This window comes from Bacillus sp. FSL R5-0654 (assembly GCF_038008745.1).
Lineage (GTDB): Bacteria > Bacillota > Bacilli > Bacillales > Bacillaceae > Bacillus > Bacillus safensis.
Genome location: NZ_JBBOZV010000001.1, coordinates 2,340,494 through 2,361,334 on the forward strand (window position 1 = coordinate 2,340,494; position 20,841 = coordinate 2,361,334).

The 20,841-nt window shown below is 41.9% G+C and carries 20 protein-coding genes; 3 read left to right on the forward strand and 17 right to left on the reverse strand.

Annotated features, from left to right (window positions below; translation table 11 throughout):
• Positions 1-118 precede the first annotated feature (118 nt).
• Both NSS76_RS11835 and rpsU read right to left on the reverse strand, forming a co-directional pair.
• Complete coding sequence (locus tag NSS76_RS11835) at positions 119-568, reverse strand: GatB/YqeY domain-containing protein (RefSeq protein WP_024423028.1); 450 nt, start codon at positions 566-568, stop codon at positions 119-121.
• Between the two features lie 14 nt (positions 569-582).
• The gene (gene rpsU, locus NSS76_RS11840) at positions 583-756 is read right to left on the reverse strand and encodes a 30S ribosomal protein S21 (protein WP_003152957.1); all 174 of its coding nucleotides are present in this window, start codon (positions 754-756) and stop codon (positions 583-585) included.
• A gap of 182 nt (positions 757-938) precedes the next feature.
• On the opposite strand from rpsU, the gene NSS76_RS11845 reads away from it, so the two are divergent.
• Positions 939-1,868 carry a Na/Pi symporter gene (locus tag NSS76_RS11845; RefSeq protein WP_024423029.1) on the forward strand — a complete coding sequence of 310 codons (930 nt, stop codon included), beginning with the start codon at positions 939-941 and terminating at the stop codon, positions 1,866-1,868.
• 41 nt (positions 1,869-1,909) lie between these two features.
• Here NSS76_RS11845 and mtaB read toward each other — a convergent pair whose 3' ends face one another.
• The 12 genes from mtaB to gpr all read right to left on the reverse strand — a co-directional run bounded on the left by mtaB (position 1,910) and on the right by gpr (position 15,885).
• On the reverse strand, positions 1,910-3,268 hold the full coding sequence (gene mtaB / locus NSS76_RS11850) for a tRNA (N(6)-L-threonylcarbamoyladenosine(37)-C(2))-methylthiotransferase MtaB (RefSeq protein WP_024423030.1): 1,359 nt from the start codon (positions 3,266-3,268) through the stop codon (positions 1,910-1,912).
• A complete protein-coding gene (locus NSS76_RS11855) occupies positions 3,268-4,038 on the reverse strand; it encodes a 16S rRNA (uracil(1498)-N(3))-methyltransferase (protein WP_024427953.1) in 771 nt (256 codons plus the stop codon). Before NSS76_RS11855 ends, mtaB begins: the two co-directional genes overlap by 1 nt.
• Before the next feature lie 23 nt (positions 4,039-4,061).
• On the reverse strand, positions 4,062-4,997 hold the full coding sequence (prmA, locus tag NSS76_RS11860) for a 50S ribosomal protein L11 methyltransferase (protein WP_247721558.1): 936 nt from the start codon (positions 4,995-4,997) through the stop codon (positions 4,062-4,064).
• Between the two features lie 22 nt (positions 4,998-5,019).
• On the reverse strand, positions 5,020-6,153 hold the full coding sequence (gene dnaJ / locus NSS76_RS11865) for a molecular chaperone DnaJ (protein WP_024423033.1): 1,134 nt from the start codon (positions 6,151-6,153) through the stop codon (positions 5,020-5,022).
• A 165-nt stretch (positions 6,154-6,318) separates the two neighbouring features.
• On the reverse strand, positions 6,319-8,157 hold the full coding sequence (dnaK, locus tag NSS76_RS11870; protein ID WP_024423034.1) for a molecular chaperone DnaK: 1,839 nt from the start codon (positions 8,155-8,157) through the stop codon (positions 6,319-6,321).
• A 24-nt stretch (positions 8,158-8,181) separates the two neighbouring features.
• Positions 8,182-8,739, reverse strand: coding sequence for a nucleotide exchange factor GrpE (gene grpE / locus NSS76_RS11875; protein WP_024423035.1), 558 nt, complete (start codon positions 8,737-8,739; stop codon positions 8,182-8,184).
• Between the two features lie 63 nt (positions 8,740-8,802).
• The gene (hrcA, locus tag NSS76_RS11880) at positions 8,803-9,834 is read right to left on the reverse strand and encodes a heat-inducible transcriptional repressor HrcA (protein WP_003217350.1); all 1,032 of its coding nucleotides are present in this window, start codon (positions 9,832-9,834) and stop codon (positions 8,803-8,805) included.
• Between the two features lie 81 nt (positions 9,835-9,915).
• Positions 9,916-11,055, reverse strand: a complete 1,140-nt coding sequence (hemW, locus tag NSS76_RS11885) for a radical SAM family heme chaperone HemW (RefSeq protein ID WP_024423037.1) — start codon at positions 11,053-11,055, stop codon at positions 9,916-9,918.
• A 114-nt stretch (positions 11,056-11,169) separates the two neighbouring features.
• Complete coding sequence (gene lepA / locus NSS76_RS11890; protein WP_151040085.1) at positions 11,170-13,008, reverse strand: translation elongation factor 4; 1,839 nt, start codon at positions 13,006-13,008, stop codon at positions 11,170-11,172.
• 140 nt (positions 13,009-13,148) lie between these two features.
• Complete coding sequence (locus NSS76_RS11895; RefSeq protein ID WP_024423039.1) at positions 13,149-13,481, reverse strand: YqxA family protein; 333 nt, start codon at positions 13,479-13,481, stop codon at positions 13,149-13,151.
• A 13-nt stretch (positions 13,482-13,494) separates the two neighbouring features.
• Positions 13,495-14,703, reverse strand: coding sequence for a stage II sporulation protein P (locus NSS76_RS11900; RefSeq protein WP_206534443.1), 1,209 nt, complete (start codon positions 14,701-14,703; stop codon positions 13,495-13,497).
• Positions 14,704-14,769: 66 nt separating this feature from the next.
• Complete coding sequence (gene gpr / locus NSS76_RS11905; protein WP_024423041.1) at positions 14,770-15,885, reverse strand: GPR endopeptidase; 1,116 nt, start codon at positions 15,883-15,885, stop codon at positions 14,770-14,772.
• A 198-nt stretch (positions 15,886-16,083) separates the two neighbouring features.
• Between gpr and rpsT the strand changes: the two genes are divergently transcribed.
• Positions 16,084-16,350 (forward strand): 30S ribosomal protein S20, encoded by a 267-nt coding sequence (rpsT, locus tag NSS76_RS11910; RefSeq protein ID WP_024423042.1) that lies wholly within the window; start codon positions 16,084-16,086, stop codon positions 16,348-16,350.
• Between the two features lie 134 nt (positions 16,351-16,484).
• Here rpsT and holA read toward each other — a convergent pair whose 3' ends face one another.
• Entirely contained in the window at positions 16,485-17,504 is a 1,020-nt protein-coding gene (gene holA / locus NSS76_RS11915) for a DNA polymerase III subunit delta (RefSeq protein WP_206534442.1), read from the reverse strand.
• A gap of 236 nt (positions 17,505-17,740) precedes the next feature.
• On the opposite strand from holA, the gene NSS76_RS11920 reads away from it, so the two are divergent.
• Entirely contained in the window at positions 17,741-17,875 is a 135-nt protein-coding gene (locus NSS76_RS11920; protein WP_012010638.1) for a YqzM family protein, read from the forward strand.
• A 39-nt stretch (positions 17,876-17,914) separates the two neighbouring features.
• On the opposite strand, the gene NSS76_RS11925 is transcribed toward NSS76_RS11920, so the two are convergent.
• Positions 17,915-20,242, reverse strand: coding sequence for a DNA internalization-related competence protein ComEC/Rec2 (locus NSS76_RS11925; RefSeq protein WP_341082694.1), 2,328 nt, complete (start codon positions 20,240-20,242; stop codon positions 17,915-17,917).
• Positions 20,235-20,804 carry a ComE operon protein 2 gene (locus NSS76_RS11930; RefSeq protein ID WP_341082266.1) on the reverse strand — a complete coding sequence of 190 codons (570 nt, stop codon included), beginning with the start codon at positions 20,802-20,804 and terminating at the stop codon, positions 20,235-20,237. Before NSS76_RS11930 ends, NSS76_RS11925 begins: the two co-directional genes overlap by 8 nt.
• Between the last annotated feature and the right edge of the window lie 37 nt (positions 20,805-20,841).

Here is a 20,841-nt window from a genome sequence, read left to right on the forward strand (position 1 = left end):
TTTCTTCCATTTTACTGTTCCTTTACATACGTTACAAATGTATCATAGGTTTCATTTTTATATGACAGAATCACGAGGGCATAAAAAAGTACCCTTCTAACAATAGAAGGATACTTTTTTATTGAGACAGCTGCTCGCTGACAAGTCTGTTAATGACAGCTCCATCAGCTTTACCTTTTACTTTTGGCATAATAGCGCTCATGACTTTACCCATATCAGCCTTCGAGGAAGCACCTGTTTCAGTAATCGTTTCTTTCACGATCGTTTGCAGTTCTTCTTCAGAAAGCTGTTCAGGTAAATAAACGTCTAATATGTCAATCTCTTTTTGAACTTTATCTACTAAATCTAAGCGATTAGCTTTCGAAAATTCATGGAGGGAGTCTTTACGTTGCTTAATCTCGCGGGAAAGGACGGTTAGTTCCTCATCGCCGGTCAAACTGTCTTTCTTAAGCTTAATTGCTTCATTTTGCAGCGAAGCCTTTACCATACGAATGACAACAAGCTTGTCTTTCTCACGGTTTTTCATCATAAGCTTCATATCAGAATTTAATTGCTCAAGAAGACTCATAAAATCCACCCTCTTTAGAATTTACGTTTTCTAGCAGCTTCAGACTTTTTCTTGCGCTTTACGCTAGGCTTTTCATAAAATTCACGCTTTCTTGCTTCTTGCAATGTTCCAGTTTTGGATACACTGCGTTTAAAGCGACGAAGAGCATCTTCAAGCGATTCGTTTTTTCTAACGACCGTTTTTGACATTCTCTTTCCCTCCCTCCGAATACACCAATCGACTGCATTAAAAAAAGATATACATGCAAAACATGTACCTAGACATTATAATATAAGCCCAGTGTGAGGTCAACTAAGTGATTTGGAAATATATTTTCGTCATGAGCAGGTAGACAAGTCCATATATTCATTGGTAAGAGGAGGACTTTTCTATGATGGCGATCATTTATTTTTGTGCACTTATTTTCATTTTTTTATGGTCAATGGGCTTGCTGAGAAAAGGATTAATGGCGCTTGCTTCGTCTCGTATTGAGAAATCACTTCTTCTCTTTACAGATCACCCGGTCAAAGCATTCTTGGTCAGCATTGTGTTTACAGGGGTTCTACAAAGCAGTTCGGCGTTTATGGTTATCGTCATTGGCTTTGTCAGTACTGGCATTCTCTCTTTTAAAAAATCGATCCCAATGATTCTTGGAACCAATATCGGCTCCACGTTTACGACAGAATTTATCGCCATTAAAATGGACGTGTTCATGTGGGTTTTGATCATAGCCGGTCTTGTATTTATTCTTTTTGGCAGGACATCTTTTAGACATGCAGGTAAAAGTTTATTTGGGCTCGGGATGATCTTTTTTTGCATACAAGGCTTTTCGAAAATTGCAGGGATGATGACAAGCCAGCCTGAGACATTGCGTTTTCTTGAAATGATGCAGCATTCAGACTGGACAGCGCTGCTTTCGGGTACCATTTTCACAGCAATTGTTCATTCGAGCTCAGTCTGTATCGGTATTTTAATGGGATTTATGAATGAGGGAACTGTGGCACTTCAGGAAGGTATCAGCTTTGTGTTGGGGTCCAATATTGGGACATGTATTACGGCTGTGATGGCTGCGATATCCGGCGGCTACGCAGCACGTCAAACGGCTTATGCACACGTCGTGTTTAATGTGCTTGGGGTTCTTTTATGCCTGCCGTTTCTCGCCCTGATCACAGAGGTTGTCGCCCTTCTCGCAAGCTCTCCTGCCCAGCAGATTGCGCATTTCAGCCTGCTGTTTAATGTGGCAAGCTCTCTCCTCTTCTTTCCGTTCATTCGCCCTTTTCACGGATTGATCTTGTGTCTCATGCCGAATCAGTCAAAATAAAAGAAACCGGCTTGCCCTTTTGGCTGCCGGTTTTTTATCTATTATGATGTCATTCTCACTTTGTCTGGCTGCACATCATCGCTGATGCGAACGAATTGTCCTTCGTTATAAGGATAGCCCGCTTTCGTAATTTTCACTTTGACCAGACGGCCGATCATGTCCTCTGTCCCTTCAAAAACAACTTTCATGTAGTTATCGGTATAACCAACATAAAGATTGTGGTTTCCTTCTTGTTCTTTGAAGGATTCTTCCGGAATAATTTCTAGCACATCGCCTTCGTATGCTGATGCATACTCTTTCGCAAGCTGGTCAGAAAGAGCGATCAAACGGTGGACACGTTCGTTTTTCACATTTTCATCCACTTGATCTTCCATTCTTGCAGCCGGGGTACCTGTACGTTTGCTGTAAGGGAATACGTGCAGCTCAGAGAATTGATGGTCTTTGACAAAATTGTACGTTTCCAAGAACTCTTCTTCTGTTTCCCCAGGGAATCCCACGATTACATCAGAGGTGACAGCAAGTCCTGGCAATGCTTTTTTCAGCTTTGTTAAACGCTCTGCAAAGAATTCCATCGTATATTTACGGCGCATTCTTTTCAGCACAGTATTTGAGCCTGATTGAAGCGGGATGTGTAAGTGTCTGACAATTTTATCTGACTGATCAAGCACTTCAATCACTTCATCTGTAATTTGACTTGCTTCAATAGATGAAATACGGATTCGTTTCAAGCCAATAACACGTTCATCTAATTCTCTCAGAAGCTTTGCAAAGTTATAATCCTTTAAGTCTTCTCCGTATCCGCCTGTGTGAATACCTGTAAGCACAATTTCTTTATAGCCCGCATCAACAAGCTGCTGCGCTTGATTGATGACCTCTTCTGGATCACGAGAACGAAGAAGGCCGCGCGCCCAAGGAATAATGCAGAATGTACAGAAATTGTTACAGCCTTCTTGGATTTTTAATGAAGCGCGCGTTCTGTCTGTGAAGGCAGGAACATCAAGTTCTTCAAACACACGTGCTTTCATGATATTGCCAACCCCGTTGATCGGCTGTCTTTCTCTGCGGTATTCTTCAATATAGCCTAGTAATTTATGTCGGTCCTGTGTTCCAACCACAATATCAACACCAGGAATCGCCATGATTTCTGCTGGTGATGTTTGCGCATAGCAGCCTGTTACACAAATGACACCATCTGGGTTATGACGAATGGCTCTTCTAATGACTTGGCGGCTTTTCTTATCGCCTGTATTCGTGACCGTACATGTATTAATGACATATACGTCTGCTTTTGATTCATACTCTTTTCTTTCATAGCCAGCTTCTTTAAACAGCTGCCAGATCGCCTCTGTTTCATAGTGGTTGACCTTACAGCCAAGTGTATGGAACGCTACTGTTCCCATCATGATTCACCTCTTAATAACTCTGTTTGATAAGATATAGCAGAAAGCGCATATAAAGGAGCAGTTTCTGTTCTTAAAATGCGTGGTCCAAGCCCGCAAATGACTGCACCAAGCGTTTCAAGCTCTTCAATCTCCTTTTCTGCCAAACCGCCTTCAGGGCCAAAAACCACTAGCAAGGTTTGTCCGCCTTTCATCTGTTGAAGCACAGTTTGAAAACGGCTTTGCTCTCCTTCTTTCGATGATTCTTCGTATGCAACGACACATTTATCGAATTCACCAGCTAATTGCGTCAGCTCTTTAAACGTTGATACTGAATAAACACGTGGAATGATATTCCGGTAGGACTGCTCGGCTGCTTCTTTCGCGATTTTCTCCCAGCGCTCTCGTTTTTTATGTGACTTTTTTTGGTCAAGCTTTGTAATAGAACGAGCCGCTTGAAACGGAATAAAAGCACTTGCGCCAAGCTCTGTGCCTTTTTGGATAATGAGCTCAAGCTTATCTCCTTTTGGAAGACCGCTTGCAATCGTCACCCTAATCGGAAGTTCTCTGTCCTGATTTGTCCAGCTTTCAAGGTGGCAAATCACTTCTTCCTTTGTTATTGTATCAATTTTACTGAGCGCTTCAAAGCCGTCTGTCGTTAAACAAAGGATTTCCTGCCCTGCTTTCATCCGCATGACATTGGAAAGATGATGTACATCTTCACCTTTTATAACGATGGCTCCCTTTAACGTCACTTCTTCTTTCGTGAGGTCGATAAAATATCGTTGCATACGTGTCCTGACACCTACTCGCTTTATTTTTTCGCTATAATGCTGACCCAATCTTCCATTGACAGCACTTCAACAATGTCAAAACCTGCTTCTTCTAATGCTGTTTTGACCTGTAATTTCTTTTGTCCAATGATGCCTGATGTAATGAAATAGCCATCTTTCTTCAATAGGTCATAGGCTTGATCTGTAAAGCGCAAAATCACTTCTGCCAGAATGTTGGCGACAATCACATCACGCTCACCTGAAATTCCATCAAGCAAATTGTTTTGTTTGACCGTCACTTGGTCACTTACACCATTTAGTTTGATGTTTTGCTTCGCACTTTCTACCGCAACGGTGTCGAGATCAAAGGCTTGAATGTCCTTTGCACCAAGCATCGCTGCTGCCACACTTAAAATTCCAGAGCCTGTTCCAACATCAATCACCGTATCGTTTTCCTTCACGTAGCGCTCAAGCGCCTGAATGCAAAGGACGGTTGTTGGATGCGTACCTGTTCCAAATGCCATTCCAGGATCCATTTCAATAATCAGTTCATCAGAATGAACCGGTGTATATTCTTCCCACGTTGGAACGATGGTGAATTTTTCAGAGATTTTCACAGGATGATAGTATTTCTTCCAGGCGGTGGCCCATTCTTCTTCATTTACTTCACAAATTGACAGTGTATTGCGTCCAAGGTCAATATCGTATAGAAGAAGATTGTTGATGGCTTCTTTGATCTCATCTACCGTTTCCATCAAAAAGCTGTTCATTGGAAGATAGGCTTTCACAATGACACCTTCATCCGGATAGTCATTCGGATCGAGCTGGTAGATCTCACCGTATACATTTTCACGTTCCTTGATTAAATCAAGCGGGTCCTCAATCACGACACCACTTGCACCTGCTTCATGCAAAATATTGGTGATCGGTTCCACCGCTTCATTTGTTGTATGGACGCTAATTTCTGACCACTTCAATACTACCAACTCCTTATCCGTCTTACTCGCCTTTAAATGCGCGTTTTACCTTATCGAAGAAGCTCATTTCTTGTTCGTCTGGTTTATTTCCGCTCACTTCAGCAAATTTTCTAATGATATCTTTTTGATTGTCTGTTAAATTTGTCGGTGTGACAACACGTACAACGATATGCTGATCGCCTTGGCCGTAGCCGCGTACATTTTTCACACCTTTTCCTTTGAGTCTAAACTTCGTGCCAGTTTGAGTGCCAGCAGGAACTTTTAATTTTACTTTTCCGTGTAATGTCGGCACTTCAATTTCGTCACCTAGTGCAGCTTGGGCAAAGGTGAGCGGCATCTCGCAGTAAATGTCATCTCCATCACGTTCGAAGAATTCATGCGCACGCACATGGAACACAACAAATAGATCGCCTGGAGGTCCGCCATTTACACCTGGTTCACCTTGGCCAGACACTCTAAGCTGCTGGCCATCATCAACGCCTGCAGGAATCGTCACGTTAATTTTCTTACGCTTACGCACTTTGCCAGAGCCGCCGCATGTTGAACATTTATGGTCGATTTGTTTCCCTGTTCCGCTGCAGTAGTTACATACTCTGCGGTTGACCACTTTACCAAACGGAGTGGATTGCTCAACATTTAATTGACCAGAACCGCCGCAATGTGAACAGGTTTTTGCCTGCGTACCAGGCTTTGCACCTGATCCATGACATGTTTCACAAGTTTCTTCACGAGGGATTTCAATGGTTGCTTCTTTTCCAAATGCCGCTTCTTCAAACGAAAGCGTCATTGTATATTGCAGGTCCGCTCCTTGGCGCGGTGCATTTGGATCTCTTCTTCTGGCTCCGCCGCCAAAAATACTAGAGAAGATGTCATCAAAGCCGCCGAAGCCGCCAAAGTCTCCTCCTCCGCCAAAACCGCCGCCGCCAAAGCCTTGGTTTGGATCGGTATGACCGAACTGGTCATAATGCGAACGTTTTTGATCATCAGAAAGGGTTTCATAGGCTTCTTTTACTTCTTTGAATTTCTCATCTGAGCCAGCTTCTTTATTAATATCAGGGTGATACTTTTTTGAAAGCTTGCGGTATGCCTTTTTGATTTCGTCCTTTGAGGCGCTCTTACTTACGCCAAGCACTTCATAGTAATCACGCTTACTCATCTCTTCACACTCCCGATTTTCTCACATAAATACGATTGTATCATTTTGATTTAACCTTTTTCAATTCCTTTCATCGTTGAAAAGAAAAAAAGTCAAAGCCAAGAGATCCTGACTTTGACTTTCTGACGAGTACGTTTCAGCAGTCTTTTTCAAAAGTAAAGGTGATTATTTTTTCTCTTGATCGTCGTTTACTTCTTCGTATTCTGCATCCACTACATTGTCATCTGCTTTTTGAGCACCTTCAGCGCCTTCTTGCTGAGCTTGTGCTTGTTTTGCAGCTTCTTCATAGAGCTTTGTCGTTAATTCTTGAACGATTGTTTGCAGCTCATCTTTTTTCGCTTTGATGTCTTCAAACTCGCCTTTTTCGATCGCAGCTTTTAGCGCATCTTTCGCGTCATTTGCTTTTTTCACTTGCTCTTCATCGATTTTGCCTTCTAGATCTTTTAATGTTTTTTCAGTTGTAAACACTAATTGATCTGCTTCGTTGCGCACTTCGATTTCTTCTTTTTTCTTCGCATCTGCTTCAGCATTTTCTTCTGCTTCTTTGACCATTTTTTCGATCTCATCATCAGAAAGACCTGAAGAAGATTTGATTGTGATGTTTTGCTCTTTGCCTGTACCCATATCTTTCGCACGTACGTTGACAATACCGTTTTTATCGATATCAAAAGATACTTCGATTTGCGGTACGCCGCGTGGTGCTGGCGGGATATCAGTCAATTGGAAGCGGCCTAATGTTTTGTTATCTGCAGCCATTGGGCGCTCACCTTGCAGGACATGGATATCTACAGCTGTTTGGTTGTCAGCAGCTGTTGAGAATACTTGAGATTTACTTGTTGGAATTGTTGTATTGCGTTCAATCAGCTTCGTGAATACGCCGCCCATTGTTTCAATTCCTAAAGAAAGTGGTGTTACGTCAAGAAGAACAACGTCTTTGACATCCCCTGTGATCACTCCACCTTGGATCGCTGCACCAAGTGCAACTACTTCATCAGGGTTTACACCTTTATGAGGCTCTTTGCCTGTTTCTTTTTTGATTGCTTCTTGTACTGCAGGAATACGAGTTGAGCCACCTACAAGGATGACTTTATCAATCTCGCTAGCAGATAAACCAGCATCTTTCAGTGCTTGACGTACAGGTGTCATTGTACGCTCTACAAGATCTGCAGAAAGCTCTTCGAATTTAGCACGTGTTAACGTTAATTCAAGGTGAAGAGGTCCTGCTTCTCCAGCTGTGATAAATGGCAGTGAGATTTGTGTAGAAGATACACCAGAAAGATCTTTTTTCGCTTTTTCAGCAGCATCTTTTAAACGCTGAAGCGCCATTTTATCTTTAGAAAGATCAATGCCATTTTCTTTTTTGAATTCAGCCACTAGGTGATCAATGATGACTTGGTCAAAATCGTCTCCACCTAGACGGTTGTCCCCAGCAGTTGAGCGCACTTCAAAGACGCCGTCTCCAAGCTCAAGGATCGATACGTCAAATGTACCGCCGCCAAGGTCGTATACAAGAATCGTTTGATCTTCTTCTGTTTTATCTAAACCATACGCAAGTGCAGCTGCTGTTGGTTCGTTGATGATACGTTCTACTTCAAGACCAGCAATTTTACCAGCATCTTTCGTTGCTTGACGTTCTGCATCGTTGAAGTAAGCAGGAACTGTGATAACAGCTTTTGTTACTTCTTCGCCAAGATAGCCTTCAGCGTAAGATTTAAGGTGCTGAAGAATAATCGCAGAGATTTCCTGCGGTGTATAGTTCTTGCCTTCAACTTCTACTTTATAATCAGTACCCATATGTCTTTTAACAGACATGATCGTGTTCGGGTTTGTAATTGATTGACGTTTTGCTACTTCACCCACTTGGCGCTCTCCGTTTTTAAAAGCGACAACAGATGGTGTTGTACGTGCTCCTTCAGCGTTAGCAATGACTTTTGGCTCGCCGCCTTCAAGTACTGCAACACATGAGTTTGTTGTTCCTAAGTCAATCCCAATGATTTTACTCATATTCGATGACCTCCCATTATGTAGTTATTGATTTACTTTTACCATTGATGGACGAATAACTCGGTCTTTGAGTTTATAGCCCTTTTGCAATTCTTCTACAACGATATTTGAATCGTAGTTTTCATCTTCAACTTGCATGACGGCTTGATGAAGGTTTGGATCGAACTCTTTGCCGACAGCTTCAATTGGTTCAACGCCTTCATTTTTCAACGCTTCTACCAGCTGGCGGTAAACCATTTGCATTCCTTCTAACAAACTTTTCGTCTGCTCATTGTCTGGATCAATTCCAAGCGCTCTTTCAAAGTTATCAAGAGCTGGGAGAAGATCACTGACAACATGTTGAGAACGATATTTTTGCACGGTCTCCACTTCAGTTCGAGCACGGCGTTTATAGTTTTCAAAATCCGCTTGAACACGCAGAATTTTGTTTTCTTTTTCATCTAGAAGCTGCTGCAATTCATCGATTTTTTCTTGGAAGGCAGACTGTTCATCATTTGTTACTTCCTCAGTATCTGCTTGAACTGCTTCTTCTTGTGCTTCAACCTCTGCTTCTTGCTCAGGTGTCTGTTTTTCTTCTGACATTGTGTTCACCTCCCTCAAAAGATTCAAAAATACGAAGGGGCTGTGCCCCTATCTTTTATCACCCTACTCATCATACAAATTGGAAAGTGCGTTTGACAAGTCTTTTGATACATGATGCAAGAGACTGACAACCCTGCCATAATCCATACGGGTTGGACCAATGACGGCAATGGAGCCGAGTGATTTTTGATCAATCGAATAAGTAGCTGTGATTAAACTGCAGTTCTCCATCGCTTCCAAATTGTTTTCTGAACCGATTTTAATGGTGATTCCTTGCTGATTTGGATGAAACAGCTGCATGACATCATTCTTTTGCTCAATAAGCATCATGAGTGAACGGATGCGGTCAATGTCATGAAACTCCGGCTGATTCAACATATTAATCTTCCCGCCAAAGAAAAGTTTTGATTCATTTTGAGTCGATGTAAATGTATTGCCGAGCGCATCTAAAATATGATCATAATCTTTTAAATGCGTACGAAGAAGCATCACAACTTCTTTATACATTCTGTCCTTCAGCTGATCCATCGGGACTCCGGCTAGGCGGCTGTTTAAAATATTCATCAGCTTCTCAATATCGGAGACATCGAGATGCTCAGAGAAGGTAATGGTTTTGTTTTCAACATGTCCGCTGTCTGTAATCATGATCGCCACTGCTTTGTTTGGCTGAACAGGGACAAGCTGAATTTGCTTTAATCGATTTTCACTTAGCTTCGGACCAAGCACAATCGATGTATAGTTTGTGAGATCTGATAAAATTTCCGCCGATTTTTGAACTGTCTTTTCCAGCTCAAAAATTTTCTCCTGAAAGGCCGACTGGATGAGCACAAGCTCTTTAGACGACAGTTTTCGCGGAGAGAGCAAATGATCTACATAATAACGATATCCTTTTTCGGAAGGAATTCTTCCTGATGAAGAATGGGTCTTTTCAATAAAACCAAGTTCCTCCAAATCAGCCATTTCGTTTCTAATCGTCGCAGAGCTGAATGTAATGTCTTCTTTTTTAGAAAGAGTCCTTGATCCAACTGGCTGCGCCGAACGAATAAAGTCATTAATGATGACTTGCAGAATCAAAAGCTGACGATTTGTTAACATCATCATCACCCCTGTTAGCACTCTCTTTCAACGAGTGCTAATTGTATAAACAAAATTACCAAACTCAAATTAAAATGTCAATTATAACTCACCGAGAAACGCTTGAAATACTTCATTGCCTAACAATTTTCCTTTTCTTGTTAAACGTATCCCCTTGTCATCTTTTACAATGAGGCCTTTTTCTTCTAAATCTTCAAGAACAGTGGAAAAAAGTGCTTCTGGTGCAGCACCATATTTTGCTTGGAAATCAGCGCTTTTCACCCCTTCGATTTTTCGAAGACCTAAAAACATTTCTTCTTCTATTTGCTCTGCTTTTGTGACCTGATGTGTTTCCTTATACGGGAAACCTGTTTGGTCAATCAGCTCCAAATAATGTTTCACCGGCCCTGCGTTCACATTTCGGATGCCATCTACATACCCGTGTGCGCCTGCACCAAAACCGAAGTAATCTTCATTGCTCCAATAGGTCAGGTTATGCTGGCTTTCAAAGCCAGGTTTGGCGTAATTGCTAATTTCGTACTGCTTTAACCCATGGCGCTCCATTTCATCCATCACAAGCTCATACATTTCAGCCTCACGTTCTTGCGGCGGTAAATGAAGTTTTCCTTTTTGCATTAAGTTGTAAAAAACGGTTTTCGGCTCGACGATGAGTGAGTAAACCGAATAATGCTCTGCCCCCAGCGAGAAAGCCGTCTCAAGTGAATTCATCACATGATGCTTTTCTTGATGCGGCAAGCCAAACATGAGATCGAGGCTAATATTGTCAAATCCAACCGCTCTAGCTCGCTCAAAGGAGGTAAGGACATCCTTCTTTTGATGAACTCGTCCAATTTTCTTGAGCAAATCGTCTTCAAAGGTTTGAACGCCAAAGCTCAGCCGATTCACGCCGGCTGCTTTAAGCACATGCAACTTCTCGAGTGATAATTCATCTGGGTTTGCTTCTACTGCAAATTCAATCAGATTTTTTGTCGGCTTTAATACGCTGTGAATGCTGTTCATGAGCTTGTCTAGCTGACTGACAGTCAGTGATGTCGGGGTTCCCCCGCCAATAAAAATTGTCTTTAGTTCCTGCTCGCCTTTTTGCTCGATCGTGTGCTGCATCTCTTTCTCAAGAGCCGCTAAGTATTCGTCGACTGGCTGCGTTTTGATGAAAAATTTATTGAAATCACAATAGTGGCAAATATGCTCACAAAATGGAATGTGAATGTATGCTGCTTTCATTTGATGACACCTTCTTTACAGGTAAAGAGCCGCAGTTTATCGCTGCGGCGTCTTTGTTTGTTATCGACTATAAACGTCAAGGCAGACATTGTAAAGCAGGTAGCCTTGAGGATGTTATTTTTTTGGTGTGCTGTCGTCCATCTTCAGCACAGCCATAAATGCTTCTTGCGGGACTTCAACAGAGCCCACTTGCTTCATTCGCTTTTTCCCTTCTTTTTGCTTCTCAAGAAGCTTTCTTTTCCGGGAAATGTCTCCACCATAACATTTAGCAAGTACGTTTTTACGCATCGCTTTAATGGTGGAACGAGCAACGATTTTTTGACCGATCGCTGCTTGAACCGGCACTTCAAAGTGCTGGCGTGGAATCAATTCTTTTAGCTTTTCTACGATGATCTTGCCTCGTTCATATGCATAATCGCGGTGAACAATAAAGGAAAGAGCATCGATTTTTTCGCCATTCAGCATGATATCCATCTTCACCAGCGTCGAAGGACGATAGCCAATCAGCTCATAATCAAAGGACGCATAGCCTTTTGTGTTGGATTTTAGCTGATCAAAGAATTCGTATACGATCTCTGCCAAAGGAATTTCGTACACAATGCTCACGCGGTTCGCATCAAGATACTGCATATCAATGAAATTCCCGCGCTTTCCTTGGCAAAGCTCCATCACAGAGCCTACATAGTCATTCGGCACCATCATTGTTGCTTTTACATACGGTTCTTCAATTCGCTCAATCTTTTGCGGATCAGGCAGATTGGATGGGTTATCTACGACGATTTTTTCTCCATCTGTCATATATACATCATAAATAACACTTGGCGCTGTCGTAATCAGATCAATTTTAAATTCACGTTCAATCCGTTCTTGGATGATTTCCATATGAAGCATTCCAAGGAAGCCGCAGCGGAAACCGAAGCCAAGTGCTTGGGATGTCTCTGCCTCATATTGAAGTGAAGAATCATTTAATTCAAGCTTTTCTAACGCTTCACGTAAGTCGTTGTATTTCGCAGTATCAATTGGATAAAGTCCGCAGTATACCATTGGGTTTAGCTTTCTGTATCCTGGAAGTGCTTCTTTCGCAGGGTTTTCCGCGCTTGTGATCGTATCCCCTACACGTGTATCACCGACATTTTTAATCGCAGCGGTTAAGTAGCCAACATCTCCAACGGTGAGTTCGTCTGTTGGCATGGCTTTTGGTGTGAAAACGCCAACTTCAAGTACTTCAAATTCTTTCCCCGTCGCCATCATTTTAATTTTCTGACCAGGTCTGACGGTTCCTTCGACAATTCGTATGTACGCAATAACGCCGCGATACGCATCGTAAAGAGAATCAAAAATAAGGGCTTGAAGTGGTGCTTCTGGATCTCCAGCGGGAGCCGGCACCTTTTCAACGATTTGTTCTAAAATATCCTCGATTCCAATACCCGCCTTAGCAGAGGTGAGAACAGCTTCAGACGCATCCAACCCGATGACATCTTCAATTTCTTCTCTTACACGCTCAGGCTCTGCACTTGGCAGATCAATTTTGTTGATAATCGGAAGAACTTCTAAGTTGTTATCAAGAGCTAAATAAACGTTCGCAAGTGTCTGTGCTTCAATTCCTTGTGCTGCATCTACTACAAGAATCGCACCCTCACAGGCAGCTAGGCTTCGAGATACCTCATAGGTGAAGTCGACATGCCCTGGTGTATCAATCAGGTGCATGATATATTCTTCCCCATCCTTCGCCTTATACTTCAGCTGGACAGAGTTTAATTTAATCGTTATGCCGCGTTCACGCTCTAAATCCATGGAATCAAGCAATTGTTCTTTCATTTCCCGTTGAGTAATCGCCGCTGTTTTTTCCAAAATACGGTCTGCCAATGTGGATTTCCCATGGTCAATATGGGCGATAATGGAGAAATTTCGAATTCTTGATTGCCGCTCTAATCGTTTTTCTTTATCTGTCACAATCTATCACTCCTACTATAAAACGCGGGTTGCGCTAGGTTAGATTATATCAATAGGGCTGTAAAGATTCAATCGAAATCAAGAAAAGCCGCTTATCGGTCAGCGGCTTTGATCAAAAGGGTGATATCTCATGAATTCGTTTATTTCCCATTCACCCAATCATAAAGAGAACGGGCTGCATGTGTCATGCCATCAGACAGGGCTTTTCCTGCCTTGGAAAAGGCATTAAAGCCCTCTATTTCCTCCAGCTGTTTTTGTTTTTCGGCAAGATCCTTTTCTGTAACAGCCGTTCCTAAGATAGAAGCTTCCTTCTCTTCATTGTCGTTCATTTGAATGGAGAAAGCTCCTTTTAATTGCGGATCATGGTAGCCCTTCATTTGCAGCATGCCATTATTCGCTTGCTGCATTCCTAAAAAGACACCAAACAGCAAGACCAATCCTAAAATAATGGTTTTTCCAATAAATGAGCCCATCCCCGTCACCACCTTAAGAGCGTTTTTTCTCATCCTTTGCTTTGCCGTCCACCTTTTCCGCGTCCCAGAAAATGTCGCTGAATACATCAGCTGCAGCATTGGATGCATTTCTTAATTCTTCCATATTATTATCTACTCCACCAAATTCTAAAAGAAGGGCTTTGTCGGATAAATCTTGATTATAGATTCCATTATCGCCAATTTCTCCTTTGGCAAACACACCGACACTAAGACCTTTATATTTTTTCTCCATCAAATGATGGAACTCTGTCGCAAGCTTTAAGTTTTTCTCATAGCTTTGATTCTTCTTCCCAACAACAAACGCAATTCTCGCATATTTCTTCCCTTTGATTTCGACAGTCGTATCTTTCTTTCTTCTTGAGTCCCGGTGAATATCAATTAAATAATCGAGGTCATCATTTTTCGCTAAGGCTTCTTTCACGACCAATCTTGATTCATTATAAGACTGCGGATATTTTAATCCTTTTTTCACCAGTCTTTTTTCAATTTCCGTTTTGTCGACTGTATTGCCGATTCCTTGCTGATCAAGCGCCTTTCCAAACATGTCGCCAACAAGGGTGACATTCACTTTTGAGTGCCGTGCATTATTTGGATTCGTTTCTCCTTTTAAAAATGGTAAATATGATTCCGTATTATGTGTGTGATAAATGTACACAGCTTTTCGTTTTCCTGTTGACCGGTCCGGTTCTTTGGCAGGCTTTTTCGGCGCATCATCATCGAGCTTGTCCAGCTCAGCCAAATTTGCTTCTTTTTCATCTTGGATCACTTCACTAGGCGGCGGCGATTCCATTGGCATATTGGTATAGTCTGTTCCTTCACCCGCTAAGATGATTTTTGTATCAAAATGTTCAAAGCCTGGGAGCTCTCTTCCTAGGAAACTGCGCGGGTCTTCTAAATTAATACTGGTTGCAAGCTTCAGTGACAGCCCAGAGAAATGAAATCCTTTTTGAGCTTCTGGAACTGCTGAGGCGAAATATTGGTTTTCCATGCCCATTAATGTGGCAAAAAATGCGCCAGAGAGCTCATCTGCTACACCATATAACGAGGCTTGCGGCCTCAGCTCGGGTTTTAAAGAGGTCAAAGCCCCTGACATCACAAATACCACAACAAGAGAGGCAATAAATAAGAAGATGCTTTTTACTACTTTCGTTCCATTAATCGCAACGACCAACTGTCGAGGACGGCGGGGTCTTTTTTTCATGATTTACTCCCTCCAGCACGCTTTCTAGTAATTACACTATGAGCGAGCTAGAGAAAGTAGAACCGATTAATGATTATATGAACCCATATTATCTTGCGTGATTTTTTGATGAAGCGCTGTGTTCAATCCGTTGGCAAGTACGTTTGCCATATCATCAATGAATGTATCGACTTCCTTAGGCGTGACCATTAAATTTTGCCCCAGGGGCGCAAGCACTTCGTGGATCAACTGCCTTTTTTCTTCTTCAGGAAGGGTTCCTACGATGCCTAAGAATGACTGACGCGTTTCTTCATCTGGCAAGTCTTCTTCGTTAAGTACTTTTTTCTTCCCGAATGTCAAACCAGCCGGCACAAGAGAGCGGGATGGTCTATCATCTTTTAGTTCTCTACCAAAATGCTTCAAGACATAATCAATTGTGTCACTAGCAATCGTTACTGCATCCACCACTGTCGGAACGCCAATCGCAATCACTGGAATGCCCAATGTTTCTTTGCTTAATTCTTTTCGCTTATTCCCTACACCAGAGCCGGGATGGATACCTGTATCAGAAATTTGAATGGTTGTATTCACTCGTTCTACCGCTCGAGCAGCAAGGGCATCGACAGCAATGACAAAATCAGGCTTAGACCGCTCGATCACGCCTTGGATAATGTCACTTGTTTCAATACCGGTCAGTCCCATCACCCCTGGAGACAAAGAGGAAACCGGGCGATAGCCTTCCTGAACATTTTCCGGCTGTAATTCAAAGAGATGGCGGGTCACAAGCAGGTTTTCAACCGTGAGAGGACCTAGTGCATCTGGCGTAACATTCCAGTTTCCCAGCCCTACTACAAGGCAACTCGCATCAGCCTGAATGCCTCTGTCTTTTAAAAACTGAGCAAAATGATGGGCAAAGACTTCAACGACTTTTTCTTGCATCTCAGAGTCTTTCTCCCGAATGCCTTGTGCCTCAAACGTCAAGTATGTCCCTGCCTTTTTGCCGGTCAGCTCCTCCCCTTCTTTCGTGATTTCCACAGTACGTATGCGGATGCCTTGCTCTTCTTTTTCCTTTTCGACAATCCCTTGGATCCCGTCCTTTTTGACGACATTCGGATCGTTCTCTTGTTCTAGTATCTCTTTTGTTTCAACAGCGAGGTCTGTCCGGATTTGATAAACGCTTAAATCGAGTTTCTGTTTCTCCATAAAAAGACTCCTTCCACCAAGTAATTAACAGTAGTCTTTCCATCTCTTGAAAGAAACATTCGAGCACGTCATCAATGAAAAATACTTTACATTTATATTGCATTCTAAATGTGTGTTTGATAGAATACAATTTGTTCTATTGTGAAGATTTAACCTTAAGACAATTGTGTTTAGGTTGTATCTTAGGAGGTGAAACACATGCCAAATATTAAATCAGCGATCAAACGTACAAAAACGAATAACGAACGCCGTGCACATAACGTAACAATCAAGTCTGCGATGCGTACTGCGATTAAACAAGTTGAAGTTTCTGTAGCTAACAACGATGCTGAGCAAGCAAAAGCTGCTCTTGCTTCTGCTGCAAAACGCATTGACAAAGCCGTTAAAACTGGTCTTGTACACAAAAACGCAGCTGCGCGTTACAAATCAAGACTTGCTAAACAAGTAAACGGACTTTCTGCATAATGCTTGCAACGCCTCAGTGATGAGGCACCTGTTTAACTGTACGTCCGTCCTGACCGGCCGAGCCTTAAGGACAGACTGGCAATTATACATCTAAACAAAAACGACCCTCTTTTTAGAAGGTCGTTTTTTTATATTCAAGCGCCTAACAAACGAAGCAGGAACAATTCTAACAGCAGCTGCTTGTCCTTTTTACCCGTTTTCATTTCGTAATCAATCGTTGAAAGCTCTTTGACGATCTGCTTGAGTTCTTCTTCTGAAAACAGTCTTGCCTGATCCATCGCAAGTTTGACCCGGAATGGATGGACTTTTAGATTTGAAGCAATTTGTTTTTGTCCATAGCCTTGCTGAGCGAAGTACTTCGTCTGCAAAATCAATCGAAATTGAGTTGAAATGAGTGCTAATATTTTAATGGGTTCCTCATTTTGCTTCAGCAGGTCATAAAACATCTGCATGGTCTCAGAGCGGCGTCTGTTTACAATTTGATTAATCAGCTCGAAAATATTTTGCTCTAAGCTTCTTGCAACGAGCTGATTGACATCCGCTAACTCAATTTCCTCCCGCTCTCCAATATATGTACTTAGCTTCCGAACCTCTTGGAATAGAGAGGAGAGGCTCCCGCCGCATAGCATCACAAGCTGCTCAGCCGCTTTAGATGTAATCGTCTTTCCTTCTGTCTTCACCAGTGTGATGGTGAAATCAGTTGTTTCTTTTGGGTTTAACTCTTTCGCCTCAACGACAGCAGCTTTCTTTTTTAGCAATTTGGTGATTTTTTTACGCTCATCCAGCTTTTCATATGGTGCCAATAACACGAGAATGGTATAGGGCGCTGGCTTTTCTAAATAAGCTTCTAATACAGAAAGCTCATGCTCAATCTTTTCCTTTTTCTTTTCAGCTGTAAGAAAATAAGGATTCTTGATCACGACGAGACGTCTTTCTCCCATAAACGGAAATGTTTCTGCATCCGTTACAGCCTGTTCAAGCGGTACTTCTTCCATATCGAAGACGGAGTAATTAAAATCCTTCGTTTCTTCGTCTACTACAGCTTGTCTCAATTTAGCAGCGGTTTCTTGCAGTAAATATGTTTCTTTCCCATATAAGCAATAAACGGGATGGATATCCCCTCGTTTTAAATTGTTCCACACATCAAAGACCATCAATTGAATCCCTCTCTTTCACTTCCTCTTCTATCCTAAAGTGTGTGAAGACATTAGTAAAGAGGAAGCTGAAAGTGCCGCCTCCTCATTTATAGTAAACGTCCGGCGCAAGCTCCCGGGTCAGCCTGCTGTCAGACGATATTCATAAAATGATCATAAAATGGAAAACGGTTACTTTACCTTCTAGCAATTCCAAATGAGTTCAAGTATACTAAAATTAGCCAGGAGGGATGAAAATGAATGAATTTGAAAAAAATGTTCAAAGCAAGCGGAATGATGTGACCGACTCAGCCGTTGGTTTTATCGTCACATTCGGATTTTTCGCCTCAATGTTTATTTTGGCAACCATTATACACCTCGTTGGATCTTAACTTCATGAAGGTTACATGACTGCCGTTTTGGCAGTTTTTTTATTGAGTTTGTAAGATATCATATGGAGGGTGTGTGTAAAACGTTCCTTCCTCATTGAGAAATTCATATGTCACGCTCCCGTTGATATCTGTACGATACACCTTCATTTGCTGGTCCTTTAATTTCTTCAAAACTTCCTGATGTGGATGCTGATAACGATTGCGTTCACCTGCTGAAATGAGTGCATGTGAGGGCTTGAGATGTTGAAGCCATTCTTCGCTTGTTGACCCTTTACTCCCGTGATGTCCAACCTTTAAGATATCTGCCCGCAGATGAGGAAAGGCTTCTATAATGTCTCGCTCCCCTTCTTGTTCAAGGTCTCCAGTGAGCATAAACCGCTTCCCGCCTAGAGTAAATGTCAAAACGAGTGAATCATTATTCTTACTTGTCACTTGATCACGCGATGGATGAAGAACTTCAAATATTTGCTCTCCAATCTGAAGCTGATCTCCTCTCTCTAATTCATCAATCATGATCCCTTGATCAGCTGCTTCTTTTAACAGCTCCGCATCCTCTGGACTCCGTGCAAAGCCTTTCGGAATAGCCAGCCGCTTTACTTTATTTCGTTTGATTAAACGAGCTGCTTCTCCCATATGATCTTGATCCGCATGTGTAAGAATAAGAACATCAAGTTTTGCTATACCTTTAGAATGCAGAAACGGGATCAGCGTTTGATCACCGATCGAAGACACTTTACGCCTTTTTTTCCACGGTTCTTCTTCAAAAGAAAGTCTGCCTCCTGTATCCACAAGCAGGTGCCCCTTTCGATAGGGCAGCTGAATAAACAAACTATCCCCCTGTCCTACATCCAGCATCGTCACTTCCCCTTTTTCGAAAAAATTCGGGGTGAAATAGTGTGCACTCAAGACACCAATAAGAAAAAGGATCGGCAGTGCATAGGATTTCACAGAAGTTTTGCACTCCATCACAAATAACAGAACAATTAAGGCGCTTACCTCAAGAAGAATATGCCACCAAGCAGACTTCATAAAAATCAAGTTGAATTCATCAAAAACAGCCATATAGGCTGACAATTGATGACTAAGCTGAATCACCGAATCAAGCAGTTGAAACAATGTTTGTCCAAGCGGAAGATAAATGGTAGTGAGAATAAAAAAGAGTAAGGATAGCGGCATAACGACCGTCGTATATAAAGGAACAAATATCATGTTCAAAGGTACGCTCAGTAAAGAGAATTGGTGAAAATGATATAAAAGAACAGGAAGTGAAGCAAGCTGTGCAATAAAGGAAATCAGGAATAATTGCATGACTGAACTTTTTGCTTTTGATAAAATCCTAGTCGATAACAAAATAAAAAACGTGACCGCGAATGAAAGCTGAAATCCGATATCAAATAAATAAAGAGGATGAATTGCTAATAAGAGTAAAAACGTTGCACTTAATACCACAGCAGAAGGCTGTTTCATTTCTTTTGGCAGACTTGTCATCACTAAATAGATTCCTGCCATGAGGCAAGCTCTTAAAACAGATGGTGCAGCACCTGTCAAACAAGCATAAATAGGAAGAAAGCATAATAGAAGAATACGTGCTGTCTCTCTTGTCACGCCCGCACGAAGGAGACACCAAAATAAACATGCAAGAAGCGTTTGTACATGCAATCCTGAGATCGCTAGTAAATGAATAATGCCAAGCATTTGATAATCTCTTAATGTGTCAGGGTCTATCAACTCACGATCGCCAAAAATAAGTGCCTGTACAATGCCAACAGAGTGTTTAGGCACATGATCTTCTAAAAATTTCAAACCCTTTTGCCTTATCACTTGAAGATAATAGGAAGAACTGTCTGTTTTTGTACAGTTTTTGATCGACTGTGGCAGAAAAATGGCGTCAATGCCTTTTGATTTTAAAAATTGATCATATTGAAACCCGTTAGGAATGGTTGCGTGCTTTGCTGGACGAACATCACCTGTCATGTGACAGCTCATACCAGGTTCTATCTCTTTTAATGCCTCTTTTTCACGCTCTGTTTGAATTGTATAAAAAGTGGCTAGTTGTTCATGGTCTGTTGAAACAGTCGCTGAAAAACGATTGCCATCTGTTTTCGGAATACTTTCAATCACAACGGAACCAGATAGGAATTTTTCTAGTACGGGTTGATCCGTTTCAAGAGACTCATGAATCATAAAAATGAGTATATAGACAGCACCGCATAGGCTGACCATTAAAAAGAGCTGAGGCATTTTTTTCAGTAGGCTGAGAAGTAATATGATGAGAAGAAAGAGAAGGAAATACATATGAAGATGATATGCAGCCAGAGCAATTCCAACAGCTGCTGAAATTGCCCCAAACGGCAAATATTTAAACATAGGAAGTAAATAATTGATTCGCCTTCTCATGCATATCGCGAATTTCTGTTTCGCTAAGTCCTGATTCACTCAGCTTCCCAATTAAATCTGCAACAAAGGCCAATTTTTCTTGATTTTTTAAGTCGATGATCATTTCATCTAATTCAACTTGCTCTGTTTGAACACCCGCCTGCTCGAATAAATCAATCGCATATGGATGATTTTTATAATCCTTTGCATAGTACACTGTTCGTATGCCCGATTGAATGATGGCTTTACAGCACTGTAAACAAGGAAAATGTGTGACATATATTTCAGCATCAGCTGTAGGTGCACCAAATTTGGCACATTGTAAAATAGCATTCATTTCCGCATGGATGGTGCGAACACAGTGATGATCAATGACATAGCACCCTACATCCGCACAATGAACATCACCGGCAATGGAGCCATTATACCCCCCTGCAATGATTCGCTTGTCCCTTACGATGGTCGCCCCAACAGCTAACCGCTCACAGGTGCTTCGTAAAGCAAGCAAATGGCTTTGTGCCATAAAATATTGATTCCATGAAATTCTTTCCACGAGCTGATCCCTCCAGAATGATGGTTGATATTAAGTG